The following is a 20,821-nucleotide window of genomic DNA, read 5'->3' as shown; positions in this document are numbered from 1 at the left end:
CTGAAATCAGTAGTTTTTTCCCTTTTATCCCGATTAGTGAAGGTTAATAATCAGTGAGGATGAACTACATTCCCACTGATTAAAGCTTCACTTTATCTCGCTCTCATTATTTCTTTAGTGTAAATCCAAATTTATCCCAAGCTTGTAAATAATCTAATAAGAAAATTTCTTCCTCTACAATTCGGCCAACTACATTTGTTTTTCCTGTATTCACCATATCTTTTAAAGCAATTTGCAATTCACCTTTATATTGACCATACTGTTCATTATCAATTAAAAGATCACCACGCTTAATTTCGCGCGTATTATGCGGTTTGAACTCTTCTTTTTTATATTTCACACGACTTTGTGTAGAGCGAATCATATATTCAGATACATCTCCGCGATAAAAATGTGGTTCGTCTAATACGATAATTTTTTCTAGTTCTGTTGTTGTATCATATAATCCTATATCAAATGTTTGTTTCTCTTTATTTAATGCACCTAGTGCTTGTAATTCTTCTTCTGATGCATAAGCGTTTGCAATAATGACATCATCAATTAATTCTGTCGCAAATAAATGCTTCGCTTGTGTTGTCATCGGTAATTCACGATGCTGCTCTAACGTACATAAGCCTTCTGTTACTGGCCAAGGTCCGTATGTTGCATCGAATGATGAAATAAAAGCAGCGGTTCTCATACCGTAATCTTTAAATTGTTTCGAGCATTTAATGAAATGATCGTATGATAATCCTGAATAACGGTGTGGATAGAAATTATGACAACCAATTAAATTTTCACGATTTGGTCTATGACTCATAATGTTATCTACATACTTCGTACCGTTACTCATATTAATCTCAATTTTTAAGCCATATGGATTGTACGTCATAATTGATTCTTCTAAACCTGAGAACCCAACATCTAAACGAATACCATAAGCACCTAGTTCATGGAAGAACGATAAATCGTTATACGAAATACCTAGTTGTTCAAACACAGTTGGACTAATATCAACTAATACTTGGAACCCTAATGTATTCGCATGAGAGATCGTTTCTTTAAATTCTTCGATAATTTTCTCTTTTTCTCCATCTACAGATAGTAAACATGTGAACACACGTGTAAATCCGTATTTACTTGCCAATGTTAAATATTCCTTATCTTTCTCTACCGTTGAATGTTCCGGATAAATAGAAATACCTAATCGTCTCATATGTACACGCCTCTTTCTTCATTGTTTTGTAAACCTTTTCAAATATATGTAGCGAAAAAGTATATATCCCCTTCTCATCCACCACAATTTGAATCCGCTTTCTTTAAAGAAAAAACAATTTCTATCATTCATAACAACTACTAGTCTATACATCTATACTTTACATCTTTTTTTCATAGTTGTGTAGCCTTTACACAAATTTGTCAGTTTTTCACCTGAAAAATTGTTATCCGCTTTCAAGACACCTTCCTTGACTGTTATGTTGACCAATACATATACTCGAAAGAACAGAGAAAACTTTTATATAGGGGATGAATATATGGGAGAGGCAGTACTCGTAAAACGAGAACCGTTATGGACGAAAGAGTTTATTGCGCTAATTCTAGCAAACTTATGCATGTTTTTAGGATTTCAAATGTTAATTCCAACTTTACCTGTTTATGTGAAAGAAATTGGGGGCACAAGTTCAAATATCGGATTCGTTGTCGGTATGTTTACCGTTGCAGCACTTTTTATTAGGCCACTAACTGGAAATGCCTTGCAAAAATTCAACAAAAAAATCATTTTAATGATCGGTACCGCTATTTGTTTACTCGCCATGGGCAGTTATCTTTTCGCTTCAACCGTTTTCCTATTACTTGCCGTTCGAATTTTACACGGGGCTGGTTTTGGTATTACAACGACTACATATGGAACTGTCGTTTCAGACTTAATTCCGCAAGCTCGCCGCGGTGAAGGCATGGGGTATTTCGGTCTTTCTGGAACTATTGCCATGGCGCTCGGTCCCCTTATCGGACTTTGGCTTATGCAAGCATATAACTTCACGATTCTTTTTTTATGTGCACTTTCATGCACAATAGTTTCATTAATATTAACGAAACTACTTCAAATCAAAAAATCGCCGCAACCACCACAGCAAACATCTGGTACCTTTCTCGATGGATTTATTGAGCGTAAAGCTTTACTTCCTTCATTATTAATATTATGTATTACATTAATGTACGGGGGAATTGGGAGCTTTATCACATTATTTGCTACGGAAGTCGGGATTGCTGATATTAGCCTCTTCTTTTTATTTAATGCACTTGCAATCGCTGTAACCCGCCCGTTCTCTGGAAAATTATATGATACGAAAGGCCATACATTCGTCATCATTCCAGGAGTTATTATTACGTTTACAGGTATTATTTTATTGTCGTATACAACTACAATTCCGAGCTTAATTATTGCCGCAGCGTGTTACGGAAGTGGTTTCGGAGCAATTCAACCAGCACTACAAGCGTGGATGATTGACCGAGTAGCACCACACCGAAGAGGAGTAGCAACAGCAACATTCTTCTCAGCATTTGATCTTGGAATTGGTGCTGGAGCGATTATTTTTGGGTTCATTGCTCATTTTACAAACTATGCAACTGTATATCGTTATTCCTCTTTATTACTTATTGCTTTCTTGTTCATTTATATTACAAGTATAAGAAAACAAAAGCATGGAGATAAAAATAAAGAAAAAGCTGCTGGATAATTCAGTGGCTTTTTTCATCCCACAATAACCTCATACTAATCAATACACGTTAAACATTCCCCATTTTTCGATGGTATAAAACTACAGGCATTTCCCTACATATTTTTTTAACTTTCATCAAAAAATATACGATGAAATCGCAGACGCTTTTTTTCATATGTAATCAAAAAATATTATTCTAAAAAGTGTGACTTCTTTACAAAAATACAATTTACAAAAGTTAAAAACCAATTAAATCCAGGTGTTTCTTTAAAGATTTGTAAACTTTTTATCCCTTTGTAAATTTAGTGTAAATTTTACTGATAAACCGTTTACAGTGCCTCAAGGTTTAGTTAATAATTACATCGTACATGAAATTTAAGGAGTGGAATGCGTGGAATACAATATTCAAGATATGATCTTCCAGTTCATTGGTGGATTAGGTATTTTCTTATTCGGGATTAAATACATGGGCGATGGACTGCAACAAGCTGCTGGAGATCGTCTTCGCGATATTCTAGATCGTTTTACAACAAACCCTCTTATGGGTGTACTAGCAGGTATGTTAGTTACAGTATTAATTCAATCAAGTTCAGGAACAACCGCTTTAACAGTCGGACTTGTAAGTGCCGGATTTATGACATTAAGACAAGCAATCGGTGTTATTATGGGTGCAAACATTGGAACGACAGTTACTGCATTTATTATCGGGATTAAAATCGGAGAATACGCTCTTCCAATTATGGCAGTTGGAGCAATCTTACTATTCTTCTTTAAAAATAAAAAAGTACATTCTTTAGGTCAAGTAATATTCGGTTTTGGTATGTTATTCTTCGGTTTAGAATTGATGAGTGCAGGTATGAAGCCTCTTCGCTCTTTAGAATCATTCCAAGAATTAACGGTTAGCATGAGTGATAACCCAATTTTAGGAGTCATTGTTGGTACAGTCTTCACTTTAGTTGTACAAAGTTCAAGTGCAACAATCGGTATTTTGCAAGAACTATTCGGCCAGGGTGCAATCGATTTACAAGCTGCTCTTCCTGTATTATTCGGTGATAACATCGGTACAACAATTACAGCAATATTAGCAGCAATCGGTACTTCTATTGCAGCAAGACGTGCAGCATTAGTTCACGTTATCTTTAATATCGTCGGTACAATCATCTTTACGATTTTATTAGTACCATTTACAAATTTAATTCAATATTTCCAAACATCATTAAACTTAAATCCAGAAATGACAATCGCATTTGCACATGGAACATTTAACGTAACAAATGCCATTATTCAATTCCCATTCATCGCTGTATTAGCATGGATTGTAACAAAACTTATTCGCGGCGAAGATTCTGCTATTGATTTCAAACCGCAACATTTAAATCCAATCTTTATTGAGCAATCTCCAGCTATTGCTTTAACAGAAGCTCAAAAAGAAATCATCCGTATGGCTGAGTTTTCATTACATGGATTAAAAGAAGCAAACCAATTTTTAAATACACAAGATAAAAAACATGCTGACATGGCTACTCAATTAGAAGGAGCTATTAACAATTTAGATAAAAAAATTATCGAGTATTTAGTTTTACTATCAGAAAAACCACTTTCACCAACAGACTCTGAAAAGCATTCAGTTCTAGCAGGTGTCGTTGGAGATATTGAACGTGTCGGTGATCACGTAGAAAACCTTGTAGAACTTGTAGATTTCCAAATTTCAAACCGTGTTTCACTATCAAACGAAGCACTAGCTGAATTAAATGAAATGCTTGAGTTAACAATTTCAACATTACAAGATGCAATCAATGCTTTAACAAACTTCGATACTGAACTAGCTCAAACGGTTATTGCAAAAGAACGTAAAATTGACCAAATGGAACGTGTTCTTCGTAAACGTCACGTATTACGTCTAAACGAACGTAGCTGTTCAGGTGATGCAAGTATCATCTACGTTGATATGGTAAGTAACTTAGAGCGTATCGGTGATCACGCTGTAAATATCGCTGATGGTGTTTTAGGTGAACAAGGAAAAATCAATTTAAAACAATCATTATAATGGGAAAAGAGACGCTCAAATGAGCGTCTCTTTTTTCATTTCATCTTTACAACCGTTCTTCCTTTTAACTTTCCTTGCAGTATAAGCGCAAACTTCTCATCTAATTCTTCTAATGTACATTCTTCTGTATAAGATAATAGCTCTAAGTTTTTCCAATCGGTCGCTAACAATGCCCACACTTCTCTTCTCATGTCTACTGGACATTGCACTGAATCTATTCCTAAAAGGCTAATACCTCGTAATATGAATGGGTATACCGTTGTATTTAACTCCTGCCCCGCTACATTACCACACGTCGTGACACAACCGTCATACTGTAGTGATTTTAAAGCTGTTTCTAACATCCTTCCGCCTACAGTATCGACAACCCCAGCGTATATTCCTTTAAGCATCGGTCTTCCTGATTCATCACTCAACTCCGCGCGGTGAATCATCTGTTTTGCACCTAAACGTAGCAACATCTCTTTCTCTTCTCTTTTTCCCGTTGCCCCTACTACGTTATATCCTAACTTCCCTAAAATACTAACTGCTACACTGCCTACTCCGCCCGTAGCACCCGTTACTAAAACATCTCCCCTACTAGGCGTAATTCCCGCTCTAATGAGCTTATATACCGATAAGGCAGCTGTAAAACCGGCTGTCCCGTACATCATACTTTCCTTCAAAGACATTTCTTTTGGTAAAGGAACAACCCAAGATGATGGCACGCGAATATATTCTCCGAAACCACCAGAAGTATTCATACCTAAATCATATCCAGTTACAATAACTTGATCGCCTTCCTGAAAGGCGTTATTTTCACTACTAACTACCTCTCCCGCTGCATCAATGCCTGGTGTATGAGGGTATGTTCTCGTTACACCTTTGTTACCCGTAGCTGAAAGGGCATCTTTATAATTTAATGAAGAGTAATGAACCCGTATTAGCACATCTCCTTCAGGTAAACTATTAATTTCTCTCTCAACAAGCTTTCTTTCAAATTGATTATTTTCTTTTTCGTTCACGACAATTGCTCGGAATGATGTATTATTCATTATGCTCTCTCCTTCATCCGTAAAATCTTTCTTTATTATATAAGAAGTACATATACAGCTCATCACATCTTCTTGGCTATATTTCAACAAATCTTACTTCTCTATCACTTTCTCACATTGCATATTTTCATTTCTACTAAAACAACTTATACTTATTCTACATCTCAAAAATAAAATATATAAAATCTGACTTTTTATAAATAAATTGAATTTTTACGAAATGTAAATGATTTGTAATGTTTTTTTTCGCTAAATTTCATTATAATAAGTGGATATGAGTGTCGTATTTCAATCCAAATGAAGGAGTACAGGAAATGGAGCAAAACCCATCTTTGCAAGAAAATACACGCAATAAACCGAAAAAAAGTAAGAAAAAAATAAAAATTATTATAAGCGCTATTCTATTCTTTTTAATAGTAGGCGGCGGTTATACTTGGTTTTTAGCAAATAAAGCATCTTCTGCTATTCGAAATGCCGCACACGATTTAGCGCGCGGTGATAAATCTGATTTACGTGATAAGGCTGTAAAACCTATTACAAACAATGTATCTGTCTTAATCATGGGTGTTGATGAAAGCGATGTCCGTGGGAAAGAATACGGTGAAGCTATAAGAACGGATGCACTATTACTTGCAACTTTTAATAAAGATAGCAAAACTGTTAAACTATTAAGTATTCCACGTGACACATATACTTATATTCCAGTAGAAAAGAAAAAAGATAAAATTACACACGCTCATGCATTCGGTTCTGCTAAAAACGGAAAAGATGGTGGACCACAAGCAAGCATTGATGCAGTTGAAAAATTAATGAATGTTCCTGTCGATTACTTTGTAAAATTCAACTTTAAATCATTTATAAAAATCGTCGATGACTTAGGCGGTATTGAAGTTGATGTACCCGTTGAATTTACTGAGCAAGATAGCAACGATAATGCTGAGGCAATTCACCTGCAAAAAGGTGTTCAAAAGTTAAATGGCGAAGAAGCACTTGCTCTTGCTAGAACAAGGCACATTGATAGTGATGCAATGCGTGGACAACGTCAGCAACTTGTTATTGAAGCTATTTTAAAGAAACTAACAAGTGTTGGATCTGTAACAAAAGTTGGTAATATCATTGATGATATTAACGGACAATTCGTTACAAACTTAACATTCGACGATATGCTTTCATTCTATAAATATGGAGCAGATTCTTCAATTGAGAAATTACAAATTGAAGGTGAAGATTGTTACATGGCAAAAGGTGATGATACATGTAGTAAGTCAGCTGGTGGTGGCCGAACTTACTATTACAATCCAGATAAAAAAGAATTAGCTAATGTTACAAACGAACTTCGTAGTCACCTTGGACTACCTGCCTATACAAAATCTGATTCTGATTCAAAAAAAACAAGCTCAGAGAAAACAAAAGAATCTACGTCTGAAAATACGAGTGAACGCGAATCAAGTAACCATGAGACTCAAAATAAGAATAACAGTGAAGATACAGAAACATCGACTAATGACAATGAATAAAGTGAAGCAGTGCTCTATCTCCATAGAGCACTGCTTCTTTTTAATGCTTTCAAAACAAAAAATCAGAACTTTCCAACTATCTTTTTTAATATTTTTAAATTATAATAAATAATAGTAATCTATTCCAATTATCAGGGGGCTCACACATATGAAAGCTGCAGTAAAACATAACATTTCAGATTTTAAAGAGTACTTAAAATCAAACGATATATATATGGAAGAAAATATAGATGAAAATGATGGTTCTGTACATTTCTCAGTAGGACTAGAAACAGAAGCTGGCGCAAAAATTCAACTTATCGCTGCTTTCGACAGCGAAAATCCTACTGTGGATATATACTGCTTCAATGTTGCTCACGTACCTGATTCGACAAATGACATTTTACACGTCATCAATGAATTAAACACATCTTACCGATTTGCAAAATTCACGCTAAATAAGCAAAATGCAATTGATATTTCAACATCTCTTGCATTCTCAGAACCAAACTTTAATCCAGCACTTGTCTTTGAACATACGAGAATGCTATATAAATTAGCAAATGACGAGTATAAAAACTTAATGAAAGTTATTTGGGCATAAGTAAAAGGATGGGCTGCAAGCAGCACCATCCTTTTTTATTCATATCATATCGATCCACATCTTTATAGCGGTGCCTACAATTAAAATAGACAATACATATTGTAAAACCTTTTGATTCACTCTCTTCCCTACTCTCACCCCAAGAGGAGCGGCAAATAAACTTGCTATCGCAACGATAAGAGCTGGCATAACAACTAATTGTCCAGTAATCACTTTCCCCGTCGTAATCCCTACCGAGGAAATAAACGTAATAGCGATAGATGTTGCTATTGTCGTACGTATTGGTAGTTTTAAAACAACTAGCATAATCGGGACTAAAAGAAATGCACCACCTGCCCCAATAATGCCGGAAACACTTCCTACAATAAACGCTAACATACTTGCTAACCATTTATTATAATTAACTGCTCTGCTATTATTTTTCTTCGGTACAAACATCATAATGGCCGCAATAGTAGCTAGTAATGTGTAAACAATGTTTACAGCATGCTCATTTAATGAATTCGCGCTAAAGCTACCTACAAAGCTTCCTATTAATATACTAGCTCCCATATACACAACTAAAGTTTTATCCATATCGTTACTTTTCCTGTACGCCCACGCGCCTGCAAAAGTTGCAAAGAACACTTGAATCGCTGTAATACCACTCACTTCATGTGATGTATAGCCAGTAAATCCTAGCAATACTGGAATGTATAAGATCATCGGATAATTAATGATTGCACCGCCAATTCCAACCATCCCTGATATGAATGACCCTATAAACCCAATAATAAATAGTAGTACTGTTAAACTCATATTGTACCCCTCGCCTTCTAAAAAGAAGGTAATCTAAACAAATAAATTTACATTTCCATCCGAAGCATCTGCTAAATATGCTCCTACCCCAGCAAATTCTACCCCTTCCATAATCTCTTCCTCTTTTAACCCTAATAAATCTACTGTCATTTGACAAGCTACAAGCTTAACTCCCTGTTCTTTCGCCAAATCAATTAAATCCGGCAAAGGCACCGCATTGTGCTTCTTCATAATACCTTTAATCATCTTTGGCCCCATACCAGCAAAATTCATTTTTGATAATCCCATCTTATTTACACCGCGCGGCATCATTTTTCCAAACACTTTCTCTATAAATGTTTTCTTTACGTTCACATGCTCATCTTTCCTAAGAGCATTTAAACCCCAGAAAGTATGAAAAATAGTCACTTCATGATCGTACGCCGCTGCGCCATTTGCAATAATATAAGCAGCCATCGCTTTATCATAATCTCCACTAAATAAAACGATTGTTGTTTTCTTCTGTTGTTCCATGTTGTTTTCCCTCCGATTACCTATAGGGGTATTTATTTGTTTGTACAAAGGCTGAAATCATTTACCTCAGTCCTATATGACTTTACCTTCCCAAGCTAACATACCACCTACCATATTGATTGCTCGAAAACCGTAGCTCTCTAAAAACTGAACTGCTCTTGCACTTCTTCCACCAGAGCGACAAACAATAATATATTCCTGATTTTTATTTAACTCATGCATACGAAATTCTAATAGGCCTAGTGGAATATTACATGCTTCTGAAATTTTCCCTTCAGCTACTTCTTCTACTTCACGTACATCTACAATATTTACTGCTTCTTTACGTAACAATTTTTCTTCTAACTCTTTTGCAGTCATTTCTTTCATTTTTCTATCTCCTTCTTAATTACAAGCATTCATACCACCTGAAACATTGATAACGTGCTGAAATCCTAATTTCTTTAATACTTTTGCTGCTTGCTTACTTCTCATCCCGCTCTGACAAATAACGATTACTTCCTTATTTTTATCTAACTGATTTGCCTTACTCGCTAACTCATTTAGCGGGATATTCTGAAATCCTTTCATATGATTTCCTCTATATTCACCTACTGTACGAACATCGATAAATTGTTTCCCCTTTTTTCCTGCTATACTCTTTAATTCTTTCCCACTTATATTTTGAACACCTTTCACCGGTAAAAAACGTGAAATAACAAACCCTGCAGCAAGTACAATGAAAAGCGTACTTAATATTGTATTCATATAACCAACCTCTCTACATTTATAAAACTACTACGCCTTCTTAATCCAAAATTTCAGCACATCAGCTTCTTCTACACGCTTTACGATGTCATGACCACCTTTATTTGCCCACGCTGGAATATCCTTTACCGACCCTTTATCCGTTACATGTACTTCTAACACTTCTCCAGTTTGTAAAGTATCCATCGCTCTTTTCGTTCTTACAATCGGCATTGGACATGCCAAACCTTTCGCATCTAATACTTGTTTTACATTCATCATCTATTCCTCCAGTTTGTTATTTTATAATGAATCATGAACTGCACAACGATTTGGACCAATCTCCATTTCACGCTCTTCTTCCACACTCGGATAAATCTTACCCATATTCGTTTGACGAATTTCTTCATAAGCATTCGGCTGAGGCGGTAAGTTCTCTGTCACCGTTTTACGAAACTCTACCTCATCGACAATATTTAATCCTACATTCTCCTTAAATAAATCTTGTAAACGCGCACTCACAATACCTCTGTCGTCCATTTCACTTATTTTTGAATAATGAGCCGGTAAAACAATTAAATCTTGAGATAATTCCTTATAACGTTTATATAAAGTATTTCGTAAATCCCCTACCCAGTCTTCCGCCTTCCCAGCAAGATCTGGACGCCCGATTGAATCTACAAATAAAATATCGCCTGATAATAAATAGGAATCATCTACAATAAATGATGTACTTCCAATCGTATGCCCCGGTGAGTATAATGCGTCAATTTCAATTTTGGTACCCCCCACCGTAATGACAGCTCCTTCAACAAGCGGTTTATATGAGAAAACGACTTCCTCCGCATCCTTTGGAGGTAACCAATACGTACCGCCTACTTTTTCAGCTAACTTACGCCCACCAGAAATATGATCTGCATGTAGATGTGTATCCATTACGTTAGTAATAGTAGCTCCGTGCTCTTTTGCAAAATCTTCGTATGCTTCAATTGTTCTCACCGCATCAATGACTGCTGCTTCACCGTTTGAAATGACCATATAAGATAAACACCCTTTTCCAAGGCGATTAAATTGATATATACTTCCCTCGCCCTGTACATCTCCTACTTTTAATGGCTTCACATATTCACTCCAAGCTTTCATACCGCCAGCTAAATAATAAACATTATTGAAACCAGCATCTAACAATTGCTCAGCAACAAACTGTGAAGAACCTTCTTTCGCACATACGACTAAAATTTCTTTCTCCTTAGGCAATTCCTCTACAATATGATCTACACCATCTAATAAATCAAAATACGGTTTATTTATAGAAGAAATTTGTTTCCCTTCAATTTTCCAATCTTCATAATCCGTCTCATTCCGAACATCTAAAATAAACAACTCTCCGAATAAAACTTTCTCTGCAACATCTTTTGCATGTAACGGTTTAACACTCATCTTATTACCCCCATAGGTATATTTCGATTTAAAAAATTTTATTTTTCCACATTCCCTTGCCACTCTAACATACCTGGAATGACATTCTTCACATTTGAATAACCTTCCTCTTTCAACATTTGACAAGCTGCATCACTACGGTTACCAGTTCGGCAAACAACATAAATTGGCTTCACATGGTCTAACCTAGCACTATCTATTTCACCTAATGGAACAGAAATGGCAGATGGAATATGGCCAAAGGCAAATTCCGCCGTTTCACGAACATCTAATACAGTACACTCTTCACCACTTAATAATAGATCTTGCAATTCCGCATTCGTAATCGTATGAGGATACTTCACAACTTCATTTACTTCATGTTCGTGTGCTTTTCTTACATAATGCTTTAATATATCTCCCTCTTGTTTCGTTCCAATATATTGATGCCCTACTTTATTTGACCAACTTTGAATATCTAGCGTAGAACCCTTATCTGTCGCCTCTATTTCAATAACTTGCCCTGATGCCAACCCTTCCATCGCCTTTTTTGTCTTCACAATTGGCATCGGGCAAGCCAAGCCTTTACAGTCTAAACTCGTATCAACTTTTATACTCATAATCATTTCCTCCCTAATTATTATACATATACCTGTAGGGGTATAATGAAATGTTTTTGAAAATCTGTCAACACATACGTTTGACAGATTATCTGCTTTTTACAAGTAATTGAACCGCTTCTTTAATTAACTCTTCATTTGAGCCATTACCTGTCTCAAACTGCTCACGTAAACATTGCTCTAAATTTGTTCCCACAACGAGTCCAATTGTACGATCAAGTGCAGAACGGGATGCAGTTAACTGTGTAATAACATCTCGGCAATCTTTTCCCTCTTCCATCATGCGAAGCACACCACGAACTTGACCTTCAATACGTTTCAATCTATTTTTCATATCTTGATTATATTCCATTCTACAATCACCTCATTACCATTATGTCACCATTTATAACTTATGACAATATATTATACCCTACAGGGTATTTTGTAAACCCCTATTTTTATTTTTCATCCTACATGTTCGCAAAACAAAAAGTGAAACCTTAATCCATGGGGTTCATCCTCCACCAAATTTTGAATTGAAAGATGAACAAATATCAATATACAATCCGGTCTGGTAATACTGTTCCGTATAATTTAAAGCCACCATCTACATTCTTTACCTTATATCCTTTTTCCATTAACATACGTGCTGCAACATATCCCCTCATACCAAGCTGACAAGTAATATATATTTCTTTATCTAATGGCACTTCATCCAAGCGATCACGTAATTCATCTAATGGAATATTAATAGAACCTTTAATCATTCCTTGCTTTAATTCATTAGGCTCTCGAACATCAATTAGATATCCATCATTTTCAACAATACGATCAATTTCATGCCATTGTACTGTATCAACAAAACCATCTACTATGTTGCTTGCCGCATACCCTACCATGTTTACTGGATCTTTTGCAGAAGAATACGGTGGTGCATATGATAATTCTAAATCCGGTAAATCAATTACAGTTAAATTCGCCTTCATCGCTGTTGCAATAACATCGATACGCTTATCTACCCCGTCACGTCCTAAAGCCTGTGCTCCATAAATTTTTCCACTCTCTTTATTAAAAATTAATTTTATTAGTACTGGCGTAGCATTCGGATAGTATCCAGCATGGGAATTTGCTTGTACGTGTACTACCTCATAGGGTATATTTAATCGTTTTAATATTTTCTCATTTACTCCAGTCGAAGCAACTGTTAAATCAAAAACTTTAGCTATAGAAGTTCCCATCGTACCTTTATATAAAGAATCCGTATGTCCATGAATAATATCTGCTAACATGCGACCTTGACGATTAGCTGGCCACGCTAAAGGAATCATCGTTTCTGTTTCTGTAACAAAATCTTTCACTTCAATCGCATCACCGATTGCATATATATGAGAATCCGACGTTTGAAATTTTTCATTTACTTTTATCGTTCCTCTAACTCCTAGTGCTAATCCTGCATCCTTCGCTAAACTACGCTCTGGTTGTACACCAATTGCTAAAATAATCATATCTGTCTTTATAATTGACCCACTCTTTAGACGTACAATACTCCCCTTCTCCTCTAATGCATCTACACCGTCTTCAAAAACAAGCTCAACATTGTGCTTTTTCATATGCTCGTGTACATATGCCGCCATTTCATAATCAATCGGTGGCATCACTTGATTGGCCATCTCTACGAGAGTAACATCAAGTCCTCGTCCTCTTAAGTTTTCAACCATTTCCACTCCAATAAATCCACCACCAATAACCGTCGCATGATGTGGTTTCTTCTCATCAATGTACGCTTTAATACGATCTGTATCAGGTACATTTCGTAACGTAAACAACGCCTTCGCTTCCTCAATACCCGGAATAGGTGGAACAATTGGTTTCGCCCCTGGTGAAAGAATTAAAACATCATATTCCTCGTTATATGTTTCATTTGTAGTTACATTCTTTATAGTAATTGTTTTCTCTTCTTTATTAATTTTTACTACTTCACTCAATACACGTATATCTAAATTAAAGCGCTTTGACATCTTTTCAACTGTCTGCACTAATAGTTTTTGTCTTTCTGTAATTACACCGCCAATATAGTATGGTAATCCACAGTTTGCAAATGAAATATATTCACCGCGTTCAACCATAATAATTTCATCTTCTTCACTTAATCGACGAAGCCTTGCAGCTACCGATGCCCCGCCCGCAACTCCACCTACTACAACAATTTTTCTAGACATATTTCAAACCTCCATGTTGTTTATTATTTAATTTCTTCATGTATTACAAACAAAAACTCATACCCGTATGGGTATATAATAAAATATACAAAAATCATTTTCAATATATATATCTTTTGTTCACAAATTCGAAACAAAAAAGAACTTAGATAGCTCCAAGTTCTTTTCTGTATGATTGAATCCATGCCTAAAGGCGGCGTAGTATGGAGTAATACTTATTTTTGACGGCTGAATTCATTTACGAATGAAGTAATTTGTCATACTTCCTATAAACTCTTTGTAAAACTATAATCCATTTCTCCACCTAACGCTTCAGGTGTATCACCAGTTTCTCTAAAATCATGTGTATAAATTTGTTCAAATGAACCGAAATCTACTTGCTTATAAAATTCGAAACAAGGGAATCCATCATGTTCTCCTTGAATATCGATACTACCATCCTTTTTCACACATACAGTTAATAAATAGTCCACAGGAGGGGCATACATATTTAACGGATTACTAGCGCTTGCACTCATTTTGAATTGCACACCGTCAGAATTCCATGAAATATCCGTACACACAATATTTTCAGTACTCGCTTTTCCTGTTCTTTTATTCGCAGAACCATCTGGATTTGTGACCTTCTCTGTCGTAATACCCGTGTTTGCATATGAAAACACTTCTTCTTTATAAAAGTCCACTACTACCTCTTGCTCAACTCTAGAGCGCATAGTATTTACCGCATGTGGTGTAAATTCACGTGAATCACCTTCGAATTGGATTACTTTCCCTGTTTGTACATCCTTCTTCGGTTCTGTCCAAGACATTGGAATAAATACGTTGGCTCTAATTTTAACGATATTGGCCATAAGAAACACCTCTATAATTTTATTTTAGATACTGCATACTATGGAGTAAAACAGACCACAATTTCGTTCCCATAATCAATAGCCTTCTCTTTTACATTTGCTACTTCCTTCTGAAAAATAGCGCTATATTTATTAGATTGTCGTTTTAAAACTATATTCCATTTCTCCCGCTAGTGCTGCTGGGGTATCATCCGTTTCTCTGAAATCATGCGTGTATATTAATTCAAATGAACCAAAGTCTAATTGTTTATAAAATTCATAGCAAGGGAAACCATCATGTACACCTTCAACATGCACAGTACCACTTTCATTAACTCGTATAGTCAAAAAATAATCAGCTGCAGGTGCTGCCGCGTTTAAAGGATTACTTGCACTTGCTCTCATTTCAAATGAAACTTCATCTTTACTCCATACAATGTTTGTACATGCAATGTTATCTGTACTTGTTTCTCCCTTTTGATACTCAATTGAGCCATCTGGATTTGTAATCTTCACAGTGACGATACAAGCATCTGCATATGTGAAAATTTCTCTTTTATAAAAATCAACAATCACTTCTTGTTCTAATCTTGAGCGCTTTGTGTTCACAGCGTATGGTGCAAATTCACGTGCATCTCCAGCATATTCAAACGCTCTTCCTGTTGCAGGATCCTTAATAGGTTCCAGCGATGCATATGGTGCAAATACACTCCCTCTGATTTTAACGATATTAACCATGTGAAACCTCCATTGCTTCTATTTAGATAAATCATTATTTGCTCTATCACTAACATATAGTCAATTTGATTGACTATATCCTGTATAGTACAATAGGTTTCACCTATAGTCAACTTAATTGACTACAATCGCGGAGGTTATATATATGGATCATCAAACATTTAACGAACTAGACCTTACTTCACTTTTATCATTATCTTTCAGTACATTAATTACTGAACTACATGATAGATTAAGTGAATTGGGATTTGAAGATATTAGGCCAGCACACGGTTTTATGTTCAAACGCATCCTTCCTAATGGAGCAACCGGTATAGAACTAGCTGAATATTTAGGGGTTTCAAAACAGGCCATAAGTAAAATGGTAGATTCTCTGGAGAACAGTGGTTATGTCACACGCCAAACGCATCCTACTGATAAAAGAGGTAAAATCATTGTTTTAACCGAGCGTGGTTTAGCAGTAATGAAAGCAAAAGAAGAAATAGTAGCTGAAATAGAACAACGATGGATTGCAAACATAGGTGCAGAACGAATGCAAATGCTTAAAGAGGATTTAACAACATTCGTTACTAAAGAAAATACAGGAAAATTATCATCGAGCATACGACCTGTTTGGTAAACAAAAACTCCATATAAAAAACGAATCCACTTTGATTATTCTTTTTCAAAACGGATTCGTTTTCTACATTCTTACTAATAATTATTGTTTCCTTTAAATTTCATATTAAATATATGAGAGTCTATATTTTACGCATTATGTAATTTTATAACTCTCTGTACAATCAACTCCGCCGTATTCTCCTCTGGCGGCATCAACAAGTTTGTAACCGGCCCATACACAACAGGATTTAATTCCACTTCATACCCACCATATGCATACTCCTCTTTTGTCGGTAAGTAACCAATATATCCATTCGTATACCCACCAAAGAAAGCTAGTTCATTTTGAAGACTCTCTCTCACTTCTAACGCAGTTTCTGAAAAAGGTTCCATCGGTATCCCAGAGAACATACCATCATTAATTTGAAACAGTTGAACTTCTAAATCAACACTTAACTGCCGAATACCTTGCTTATATTTCTCTAAAACGATAGTAAGCCATTCATCCGTATTCACGCCCCACTGCTTCTCCGCTAATTGAGCCATGCTTCGTATCTCATCAATTTCGGGAATATCCTTCAACTTCATTTGCATCGTACTCGAAATTGTTCTTAAATTTATAATTGGGCTATATGTAACTATTGGCAACATCGTTAATACATGTCCACTAAGTGTGTAAGCCATTTGTTTTAATGCTTCCCTTGAACCGCGATATTTCGCATTCACATTTCCAGCAGCACCTTGAACGATAATAACAGGACAGTTTACTATCTTCTCAAGAATCTCTCTCGTCATTCCTGGATAATCCGCTGATAATACATCACTATCACCTTTTAAAACATTCGGATGCGCAGTGCAAAATACAACGATCCCTACTAACTCCTTTGATTCAGCATTTCTCATTGCTAAAACACCAATTCTTTTATCTACAATACCTTCTATATTTGTGCCCATCTTTGCTTTTCCATCAGGTGTTCTCTCTCTTCGGTTTACTCCAATATCACCTGTCGTAACACCCCAGCCAACTTCACATAACCGCATATTATTATTCGCAGTAATAGCACCTTGCACTACATTATTTAGTAAAATCGTTTTATACGACTTTAGTAAAGGTTGATCACCAACTGTTTCCGGACCAGAGTGTGTATGTGTATAAACAACTGTTATTCGCTCAAATGGTACATGAAGCCTACTCGCTACTCGCTCACGAATAATATTCGTATCTTCTACTAACATCCCAATATTATCAATACTTATAAACACAGTCTTCATTTCATCTTTTTCAAACACAAAGATCGTCCCATAGATACGCTCTTCAATATTATTAATCCCTGTTTCTCTATGATATCCGATAAAATCAATACCTAAAGGCGGCGTAATATCCACCTTGCATACCCCTATTTTGCTCATTTGAATTGCTCCATTTCTATATATAACTCCCTTTCTTCAAGAATAGCATATTTAACTTTGTTCCAAATAAAAAAGAACGGACATAGCATTTCTATGTCCGTTCTTTTCCTCACACATACTTCCGATGCACCATCTTCCCATCATAAGAAAACACAACGCCCTTACTCTCCACAATCGACTCCATATGCACCGTTCTTCCCCATAACTGATGAAGGTACGGTAATACTTTTTCTAAGTATTTTAAATCTAGTTCAATTCCTTCATAGCTATGTTTAATGTACAATTCCCCATTCTTTAAGTAGTCTCCATCTTCTACTACTAAGTACGGGAAACCTCCATTAGTACGCATATTTACAAGTTGATCACGCACATGCTCCCATTCTTTATCAATTACTTTATATTCTTTTCCTTGGCGCTGGAATAAGTACATATCTTCTCTCATTACAAGTTTTTTATTTAAATAGTTTCTTAGGAACGATACATCCCATTCAATTTCCCTTACTTCAAAGATTTTGTCACGACCAGAACCAGGCTTCACACCGCGTCGCTTCATTTCTTCTGTCGGGTTATTATAGCGCTCTTCAATATCTTCGAACATTTTAATACCGAGGTAGTATGGATTAATACTTGTTTTTGATGGCTGTACGACACCTGCGTTAAGCTTCGCGAATTCGATCGCTTCAGAAGATGTTAAGTCCATTTCACGAAGTATACGTTGATGCCAGAAGGAAGCCCAGCCTTCATTCATAATCTTCGTTTCAAGCTGTGGCCAGAAATATAACATTTCCTCGCGCATCATCGTTAATATGTCGCGCTGCCACTCTTCTAGCTCACGGCTATATTCTTCAATAAAGAGGAGTAAATCTTTTTCTGGCTGCGGTGGGATTTTCTTCTTTTTATGCATATTAGGTCGTTCCCTCTTTTTGTTTCGATCATCTAAATTCCATAAATCATCGTACTGTGATATCTTTTTCTTTTCTACATCCTCTTCTAAATCTCCAATACTCCAAGCAAGTTTCGGACGCATAAGCGATGGATCAATATGTTCTTGAATGGCAAGTACGGCATCTAAAAATGTTTCTACCTCTCCTCTTCCATACTTATGTTCATACGCCTTCACACGATCTGCGGTCGCTGCCATACTCTCCACCATATCGCGTTTCGTATTAGAGAAACGAATATTATTTTTGAAGAAATCACAATGTGCTAAAACGTGCGCCACGATTAATTTATTTTGAATTAAAGAATTCGTATCTAATAAAAAGGCGTAACATGGATCAGAGTTAATAACGAGTTCATAAATTTTACTAAGTCCCAAATCGTATTGTAATTTCATTCTGAAAAATTGCTTTCCAAAACTCCAATGCGAAAACCTCGTCGGCATCCCATATGCACCAAATGTATAAATAATTTCCGCTGGACATACTTCATAGCGCATCGGATAAAAATCAAGACCAAATCCAGTCGCAATTTCCGTAATTTCAGCAATCGCATATTGTAGTGCTTTATCGTCACTTGCTCTCATTATTTTCCCTCCTTACACTTTCCCTTAAGAAAGTGTATGATGAGGAACAAGCTTTCATGAGGATTGATTGCATAATAAAAAGACACTCTCGCAAAAACGAGAATGTCTCATCTATTAACCCTCAATAATCTCCATCTTCTCCGTAATCGGTGTACGAGCTTTTCCTTCTGGTGCTTTATCGAAATAGCCAAGGTGAAGAATTCCAACGATGCGTTGACCTCTTGTTAAACCAAGTCCTTCTATAAATAATGGGTTGTAGTTTAATCCGCCTGATTTCCAAACAGAACCTAATCCACGTTCCCAAGCAAGCAGTTGGAAGTTTTGCATAAATGCACATGTTGCAGCGTAATCTTCGTCACGTTGAATTTGACGTGGGTCTTCATTTATATATACGACGATTTGTGCAGGTGTGCTTAAGAAACGATCAGATAAAATTTTACCGCGCTTCGCTCTTTCTTCTTCTGTGAAAGAGTTTAATACTGCGTCTACTAATTTCTGACGGCCTTCTCCAATATATAATTTACAATTCCATGGTTCACGGTTTTTATGATTTGGCGCCCATGTTGCATCGTTTAATAGTTCAATTAATAATTCTTTTTCTACTGCTTTATCTGTAAATGTGCGAACAGAACGTCTTTCTTTAATCACATTTGCGATGGAAGTATATGTAGTCATATTTTTCTCTCCCTTATTTTCATCTATATGTATATGTTTGTTATTGATATTGATTTTCAATTTCGATTATACCCTAGTTTTTTACTATTAATCAATGTTTTATGTTGGAAAACTTCCAAAACGTCATTTCATACTGTGAAGAAAAAAACTTAACTTGTTCACAAGTATTTCACATTTTATGGAAATGATAAGTGTAAAGTTTTCCACATTATCCATCTAGGAGGAATTTATATGTACAAGAAAATCGTAGTAAGTATGACTATGGCAGCATTATTGTGCGGGATATCTGTCTTTCCTGCTTCCGCTGCCACGCCAAAAGAAGTAACAATGCACCATCATAAGCCTATTTCAAAAGAAGAAATGCAGTCGCTCGAAAAACTCGGCTATAACAAACATGAAATTTGGAAAGCTTCACACATTGCAAGAATAAGCAAAAAAGAAATTAAGGACGTTTTAGCTTACTATAAGCAAAATAAATCTTGGGAAAAAACAGCCGAGCATTTCGGTGTAGATCCAAGTAAATTGAAAAAACATCATATGAATAAAGAAACGAAAAAAGCACTACTGCAAGAATTAGCAAACATGCACAAATCTACACCTGATAAGCTAAAACAAAAAATGAAAGAGTATAACATCGGCTTACGTCAGTTCGCGGTGTTAACAATCATCGCTCAAAAAAGTAATACCCCTCTCGATGATGTACTAAAAATGAAAAAAGATGGAATGGAAATTAAACAAATTGCAGAAAAATTAAATGTTAAAAAAGAAGATATACGAGCTGAAATGATTAAATTAGTGAAATCTATTAAAGAAAAGAAAACAAATTAATATGCCAAAAAGGAAGAGATATTCATTACTCTTCCTTTTCTTTATGAACTTTCAATTT

The 20,821-nt window shown here is 35.8% G+C and carries 22 protein-coding genes; 6 read left to right on the top strand and 16 right to left on the bottom strand.

What is annotated here, in order from left to right:
- Positions 1-106: 106 nt before the first annotated feature.
- Positions 107-1,195: a DUF871 domain-containing protein gene (locus BAU23_RS21620; protein ID WP_071735133.1), complete on the bottom strand. Its 1,089-nt coding sequence runs from the start codon at positions 1,193-1,195 to the stop codon at positions 107-109.
- A 319-nt stretch (positions 1,196-1,514) separates the two neighbouring features.
- Between BAU23_RS21620 and BAU23_RS21615 the strand changes: the two genes are divergently transcribed.
- Together BAU23_RS21615 and BAU23_RS21610 are read left to right on the top strand one after the other, a co-directional pair.
- Entirely contained in the window at positions 1,515-2,717 is a 1,203-nt protein-coding gene (locus tag BAU23_RS21615) for an MFS transporter (RefSeq protein WP_071735132.1), read from the top strand.
- Positions 2,718-3,090: 373 nt separating this feature from the next.
- On the top strand, positions 3,091-4,746 hold the full coding sequence (locus tag BAU23_RS21610; protein WP_071735131.1) for a Na/Pi cotransporter family protein: 1,656 nt from the start codon (positions 3,091-3,093) through the stop codon (positions 4,744-4,746).
- 35 nt (positions 4,747-4,781) lie between these two features.
- On the opposite strand, the gene BAU23_RS21605 is transcribed toward BAU23_RS21610, so the two are convergent.
- On the bottom strand, positions 4,782-5,780 hold the full coding sequence (locus tag BAU23_RS21605; protein WP_071735130.1) for a YhdH/YhfP family quinone oxidoreductase: 999 nt from the start codon (positions 5,778-5,780) through the stop codon (positions 4,782-4,784).
- A gap of 314 nt (positions 5,781-6,094) precedes the next feature.
- On the opposite strand from BAU23_RS21605, the gene BAU23_RS21600 reads away from it, so the two are divergent.
- Together BAU23_RS21600 and BAU23_RS21595 are read left to right on the top strand one after the other, a co-directional pair.
- A complete protein-coding gene (locus tag BAU23_RS21600) occupies positions 6,095-7,297 on the top strand; it encodes an LCP family protein (protein ID WP_000437397.1) in 1,203 nt (400 codons plus the stop codon).
- 148 nt (positions 7,298-7,445) lie between these two features.
- Positions 7,446-7,880, top strand: a complete 435-nt coding sequence (locus tag BAU23_RS21595) for a YbjN domain-containing protein (protein ID WP_000642367.1) — start codon at positions 7,446-7,448, stop codon at positions 7,878-7,880.
- A 39-nt stretch (positions 7,881-7,919) separates the two neighbouring features.
- Here the strand turns inward: BAU23_RS21595 and BAU23_RS21590 are convergent, their stop codons facing one another.
- The 11 genes from BAU23_RS21590 to BAU23_RS21540 all read right to left on the bottom strand — a co-directional run bounded on the left by BAU23_RS21590 (position 7,920) and on the right by BAU23_RS21540 (position 15,725).
- The gene (locus BAU23_RS21590; protein ID WP_016128746.1) at positions 7,920-8,678 is read right to left on the bottom strand and encodes a sulfite exporter TauE/SafE family protein; all 759 of its coding nucleotides are present in this window, start codon (positions 8,676-8,678) and stop codon (positions 7,920-7,922) included.
- A 33-nt stretch (positions 8,679-8,711) separates the two neighbouring features.
- Positions 8,712-9,191: a DsrE/DsrF/DrsH-like family protein gene (locus tag BAU23_RS21585; RefSeq protein WP_000437716.1), complete on the bottom strand. Its 480-nt coding sequence runs from the start codon at positions 9,189-9,191 to the stop codon at positions 8,712-8,714.
- 72 nt (positions 9,192-9,263) lie between these two features.
- Positions 9,264-9,560, bottom strand: coding sequence for a rhodanese-like domain-containing protein (locus BAU23_RS21580; RefSeq protein ID WP_000661801.1), 297 nt, complete (start codon positions 9,558-9,560; stop codon positions 9,264-9,266).
- A 15-nt stretch (positions 9,561-9,575) separates the two neighbouring features.
- Positions 9,576-9,938, bottom strand: coding sequence for a rhodanese-like domain-containing protein (locus tag BAU23_RS21575; protein WP_001092308.1), 363 nt, complete (start codon positions 9,936-9,938; stop codon positions 9,576-9,578).
- A 30-nt stretch (positions 9,939-9,968) separates the two neighbouring features.
- Positions 9,969-10,199, bottom strand: coding sequence for a sulfurtransferase TusA family protein (locus BAU23_RS21570; protein ID WP_071735129.1), 231 nt, complete (start codon positions 10,197-10,199; stop codon positions 9,969-9,971).
- A 21-nt stretch (positions 10,200-10,220) separates the two neighbouring features.
- Positions 10,221-11,357 (bottom strand): MBL fold metallo-hydrolase, encoded by a 1,137-nt coding sequence (locus BAU23_RS21565; RefSeq protein WP_071735128.1) that lies wholly within the window; start codon positions 11,355-11,357, stop codon positions 10,221-10,223.
- Positions 11,358-11,395: 38 nt separating this feature from the next.
- Complete coding sequence (locus BAU23_RS21560; protein ID WP_000023999.1) at positions 11,396-11,956, bottom strand: sulfurtransferase TusA family protein; 561 nt, start codon at positions 11,954-11,956, stop codon at positions 11,396-11,398.
- 88 nt (positions 11,957-12,044) lie between these two features.
- On the bottom strand, positions 12,045-12,308 hold the full coding sequence (locus tag BAU23_RS21555; RefSeq protein WP_000456201.1) for a metal-sensitive transcriptional regulator: 264 nt from the start codon (positions 12,306-12,308) through the stop codon (positions 12,045-12,047).
- A 184-nt stretch (positions 12,309-12,492) separates the two neighbouring features.
- Positions 12,493-14,157 carry a CoA-disulfide reductase gene (cdr, locus tag BAU23_RS21550; protein WP_000087571.1) on the bottom strand — a complete coding sequence of 555 codons (1,665 nt, stop codon included), beginning with the start codon at positions 14,155-14,157 and terminating at the stop codon, positions 12,493-12,495.
- Positions 14,158-14,423: 266 nt separating this feature from the next.
- Positions 14,424-15,008 carry a DUF3238 domain-containing protein gene (locus BAU23_RS21545; RefSeq protein ID WP_001284286.1) on the bottom strand — a complete coding sequence of 195 codons (585 nt, stop codon included), beginning with the start codon at positions 15,006-15,008 and terminating at the stop codon, positions 14,424-14,426.
- Positions 15,009-15,140: 132 nt separating this feature from the next.
- The gene (locus tag BAU23_RS21540; RefSeq protein ID WP_000247259.1) at positions 15,141-15,725 is read right to left on the bottom strand and encodes a DUF3238 domain-containing protein; all 585 of its coding nucleotides are present in this window, start codon (positions 15,723-15,725) and stop codon (positions 15,141-15,143) included.
- Positions 15,726-15,870: 145 nt separating this feature from the next.
- Here BAU23_RS21540 and BAU23_RS21535 point away from each other — a divergent pair, with 145 nt between their 5' ends.
- The gene (locus BAU23_RS21535; RefSeq protein ID WP_000350028.1) at positions 15,871-16,344 is read left to right on the top strand and encodes a MarR family winged helix-turn-helix transcriptional regulator; all 474 of its coding nucleotides are present in this window, start codon (positions 15,871-15,873) and stop codon (positions 16,342-16,344) included.
- A gap of 128 nt (positions 16,345-16,472) precedes the next feature.
- Here BAU23_RS21535 and BAU23_RS21530 read toward each other — a convergent pair whose 3' ends face one another.
- The 3 genes from BAU23_RS21530 to BAU23_RS21520 all read right to left on the bottom strand — a co-directional run bounded on the left by BAU23_RS21530 (position 16,473) and on the right by BAU23_RS21520 (position 19,935).
- Positions 16,473-17,735: a neutral/alkaline non-lysosomal ceramidase N-terminal domain-containing protein gene (locus BAU23_RS21530; RefSeq protein ID WP_071735127.1), complete on the bottom strand. Its 1,263-nt coding sequence runs from the start codon at positions 17,733-17,735 to the stop codon at positions 16,473-16,475.
- Positions 17,736-17,844: 109 nt separating this feature from the next.
- Positions 17,845-19,260, bottom strand: a complete 1,416-nt coding sequence (spoVR, locus tag BAU23_RS21525) for a stage V sporulation protein SpoVR (protein ID WP_071735126.1) — start codon at positions 19,258-19,260, stop codon at positions 17,845-17,847.
- Positions 19,261-19,374: 114 nt separating this feature from the next.
- Positions 19,375-19,935 (bottom strand): nitroreductase family protein, encoded by a 561-nt coding sequence (locus tag BAU23_RS21520; RefSeq protein ID WP_000214829.1) that lies wholly within the window; start codon positions 19,933-19,935, stop codon positions 19,375-19,377.
- 231 nt (positions 19,936-20,166) lie between these two features.
- Between BAU23_RS21520 and BAU23_RS29935 the strand changes: the two genes are divergently transcribed.
- Positions 20,167-20,763 carry a hypothetical protein gene (locus tag BAU23_RS29935; protein ID WP_000277043.1) on the top strand — a complete coding sequence of 199 codons (597 nt, stop codon included), beginning with the start codon at positions 20,167-20,169 and terminating at the stop codon, positions 20,761-20,763.
- Positions 20,764-20,821: the final 58 nt, after the last annotated feature.

It is taken from the genome of Bacillus nitratireducens (genome assembly GCF_001884135.1).
GTDB classification, from domain to species: Bacteria; Bacillota; Bacilli; order Bacillales; family Bacillaceae_G; genus Bacillus_A; species Bacillus_A nitratireducens.
The sequence above is the reverse complement of the archived record's forward strand: the minus strand, read 5'-3'. Positions and strand labels throughout refer to the sequence as shown.

Bases quoted from the DNA above. Each gene is read 5' to 3' on its own strand.
- BAU23_RS21590 (WP_016128746.1), bottom strand. From the start codon at position 8,678: ATGAGTTTAACAGTACTACTATTTATTATTGGGTTTATAGGGTCATTC.
- BAU23_RS21580 (WP_000661801.1), bottom strand. From the start codon at position 9,560: ATGAAAGAAATGACTGCAAAAGAGTTAGAAGAAAAATTGTTACGTAAA.
- BAU23_RS21565 (WP_071735128.1), bottom strand. From the start codon at position 11,357: ATGAGTGTTAAACCGTTACATGCAAAAGATGTTGCAGAGAAAGTTTTA.
- BAU23_RS29935 (WP_000277043.1), top strand. From the start codon at position 20,167: ATGTACAAGAAAATCGTAGTAAGTATGACTATGGCAGCATTATTGTGC.
- BAU23_RS21520 (WP_000214829.1), bottom strand. From the start codon at position 19,935: ATGACTACATATACTTCCATCGCAAATGTGATTAAAGAAAGACGTTCT.
- BAU23_RS21575 (WP_001092308.1), bottom strand. From the start codon at position 9,938: ATGAATACAATATTAAGTACGCTTTTCATTGTACTTGCTGCAGGGTTT.
- BAU23_RS21585 (WP_000437716.1), bottom strand. From the start codon at position 9,191: ATGGAACAACAGAAGAAAACAACAATCGTTTTATTTAGTGGAGATTAT.
- spoVR (WP_071735126.1), bottom strand. From the start codon at position 19,260: ATGAGAGCAAGTGACGATAAAGCACTACAATATGCGATTGCTGAAATT.
- BAU23_RS21530 (WP_071735127.1), bottom strand. From the start codon at position 17,735: ATGAGCAAAATAGGGGTATGCAAGGTGGATATTACGCCGCCTTTAGGT.
- BAU23_RS21555 (WP_000456201.1), bottom strand. From the start codon at position 12,308: ATGGAATATAATCAAGATATGAAAAATAGATTGAAACGTATTGAAGGT.
- BAU23_RS21605 (WP_071735130.1), bottom strand. From the start codon at position 5,780: ATGAATAATACATCATTCCGAGCAATTGTCGTGAACGAAAAAGAAAAT.
- BAU23_RS21560 (WP_000023999.1), bottom strand. From the start codon at position 11,956: ATGAGTATAAAAGTTGATACGAGTTTAGACTGTAAAGGCTTGGCTTGC.
- BAU23_RS21540 (WP_000247259.1), bottom strand. From the start codon at position 15,725: ATGGTTAATATCGTTAAAATCAGAGGGAGTGTATTTGCACCATATGCA.
- BAU23_RS21535 (WP_000350028.1), top strand. From the start codon at position 15,871: ATGGATCATCAAACATTTAACGAACTAGACCTTACTTCACTTTTATCA.
- BAU23_RS21570 (WP_071735129.1), bottom strand. From the start codon at position 10,199: ATGATGAATGTAAAACAAGTATTAGATGCGAAAGGTTTGGCATGTCCA.
- BAU23_RS21545 (WP_001284286.1), bottom strand. From the start codon at position 15,008: ATGGCCAATATCGTTAAAATTAGAGCCAACGTATTTATTCCAATGTCT.
- BAU23_RS21595 (WP_000642367.1), top strand. From the start codon at position 7,446: ATGAAAGCTGCAGTAAAACATAACATTTCAGATTTTAAAGAGTACTTA.
- BAU23_RS21600 (WP_000437397.1), top strand. From the start codon at position 6,095: ATGGAGCAAAACCCATCTTTGCAAGAAAATACACGCAATAAACCGAAA.
- cdr (WP_000087571.1), bottom strand. From the start codon at position 14,157: ATGTCTAGAAAAATTGTTGTAGTAGGTGGAGTTGCGGGCGGGGCATCG.
- BAU23_RS21620 (WP_071735133.1), bottom strand. From the start codon at position 1,195: ATGAGACGATTAGGTATTTCTATTTATCCGGAACATTCAACGGTAGAG.
- BAU23_RS21615 (WP_071735132.1), top strand. From the start codon at position 1,515: ATGGGAGAGGCAGTACTCGTAAAACGAGAACCGTTATGGACGAAAGAG.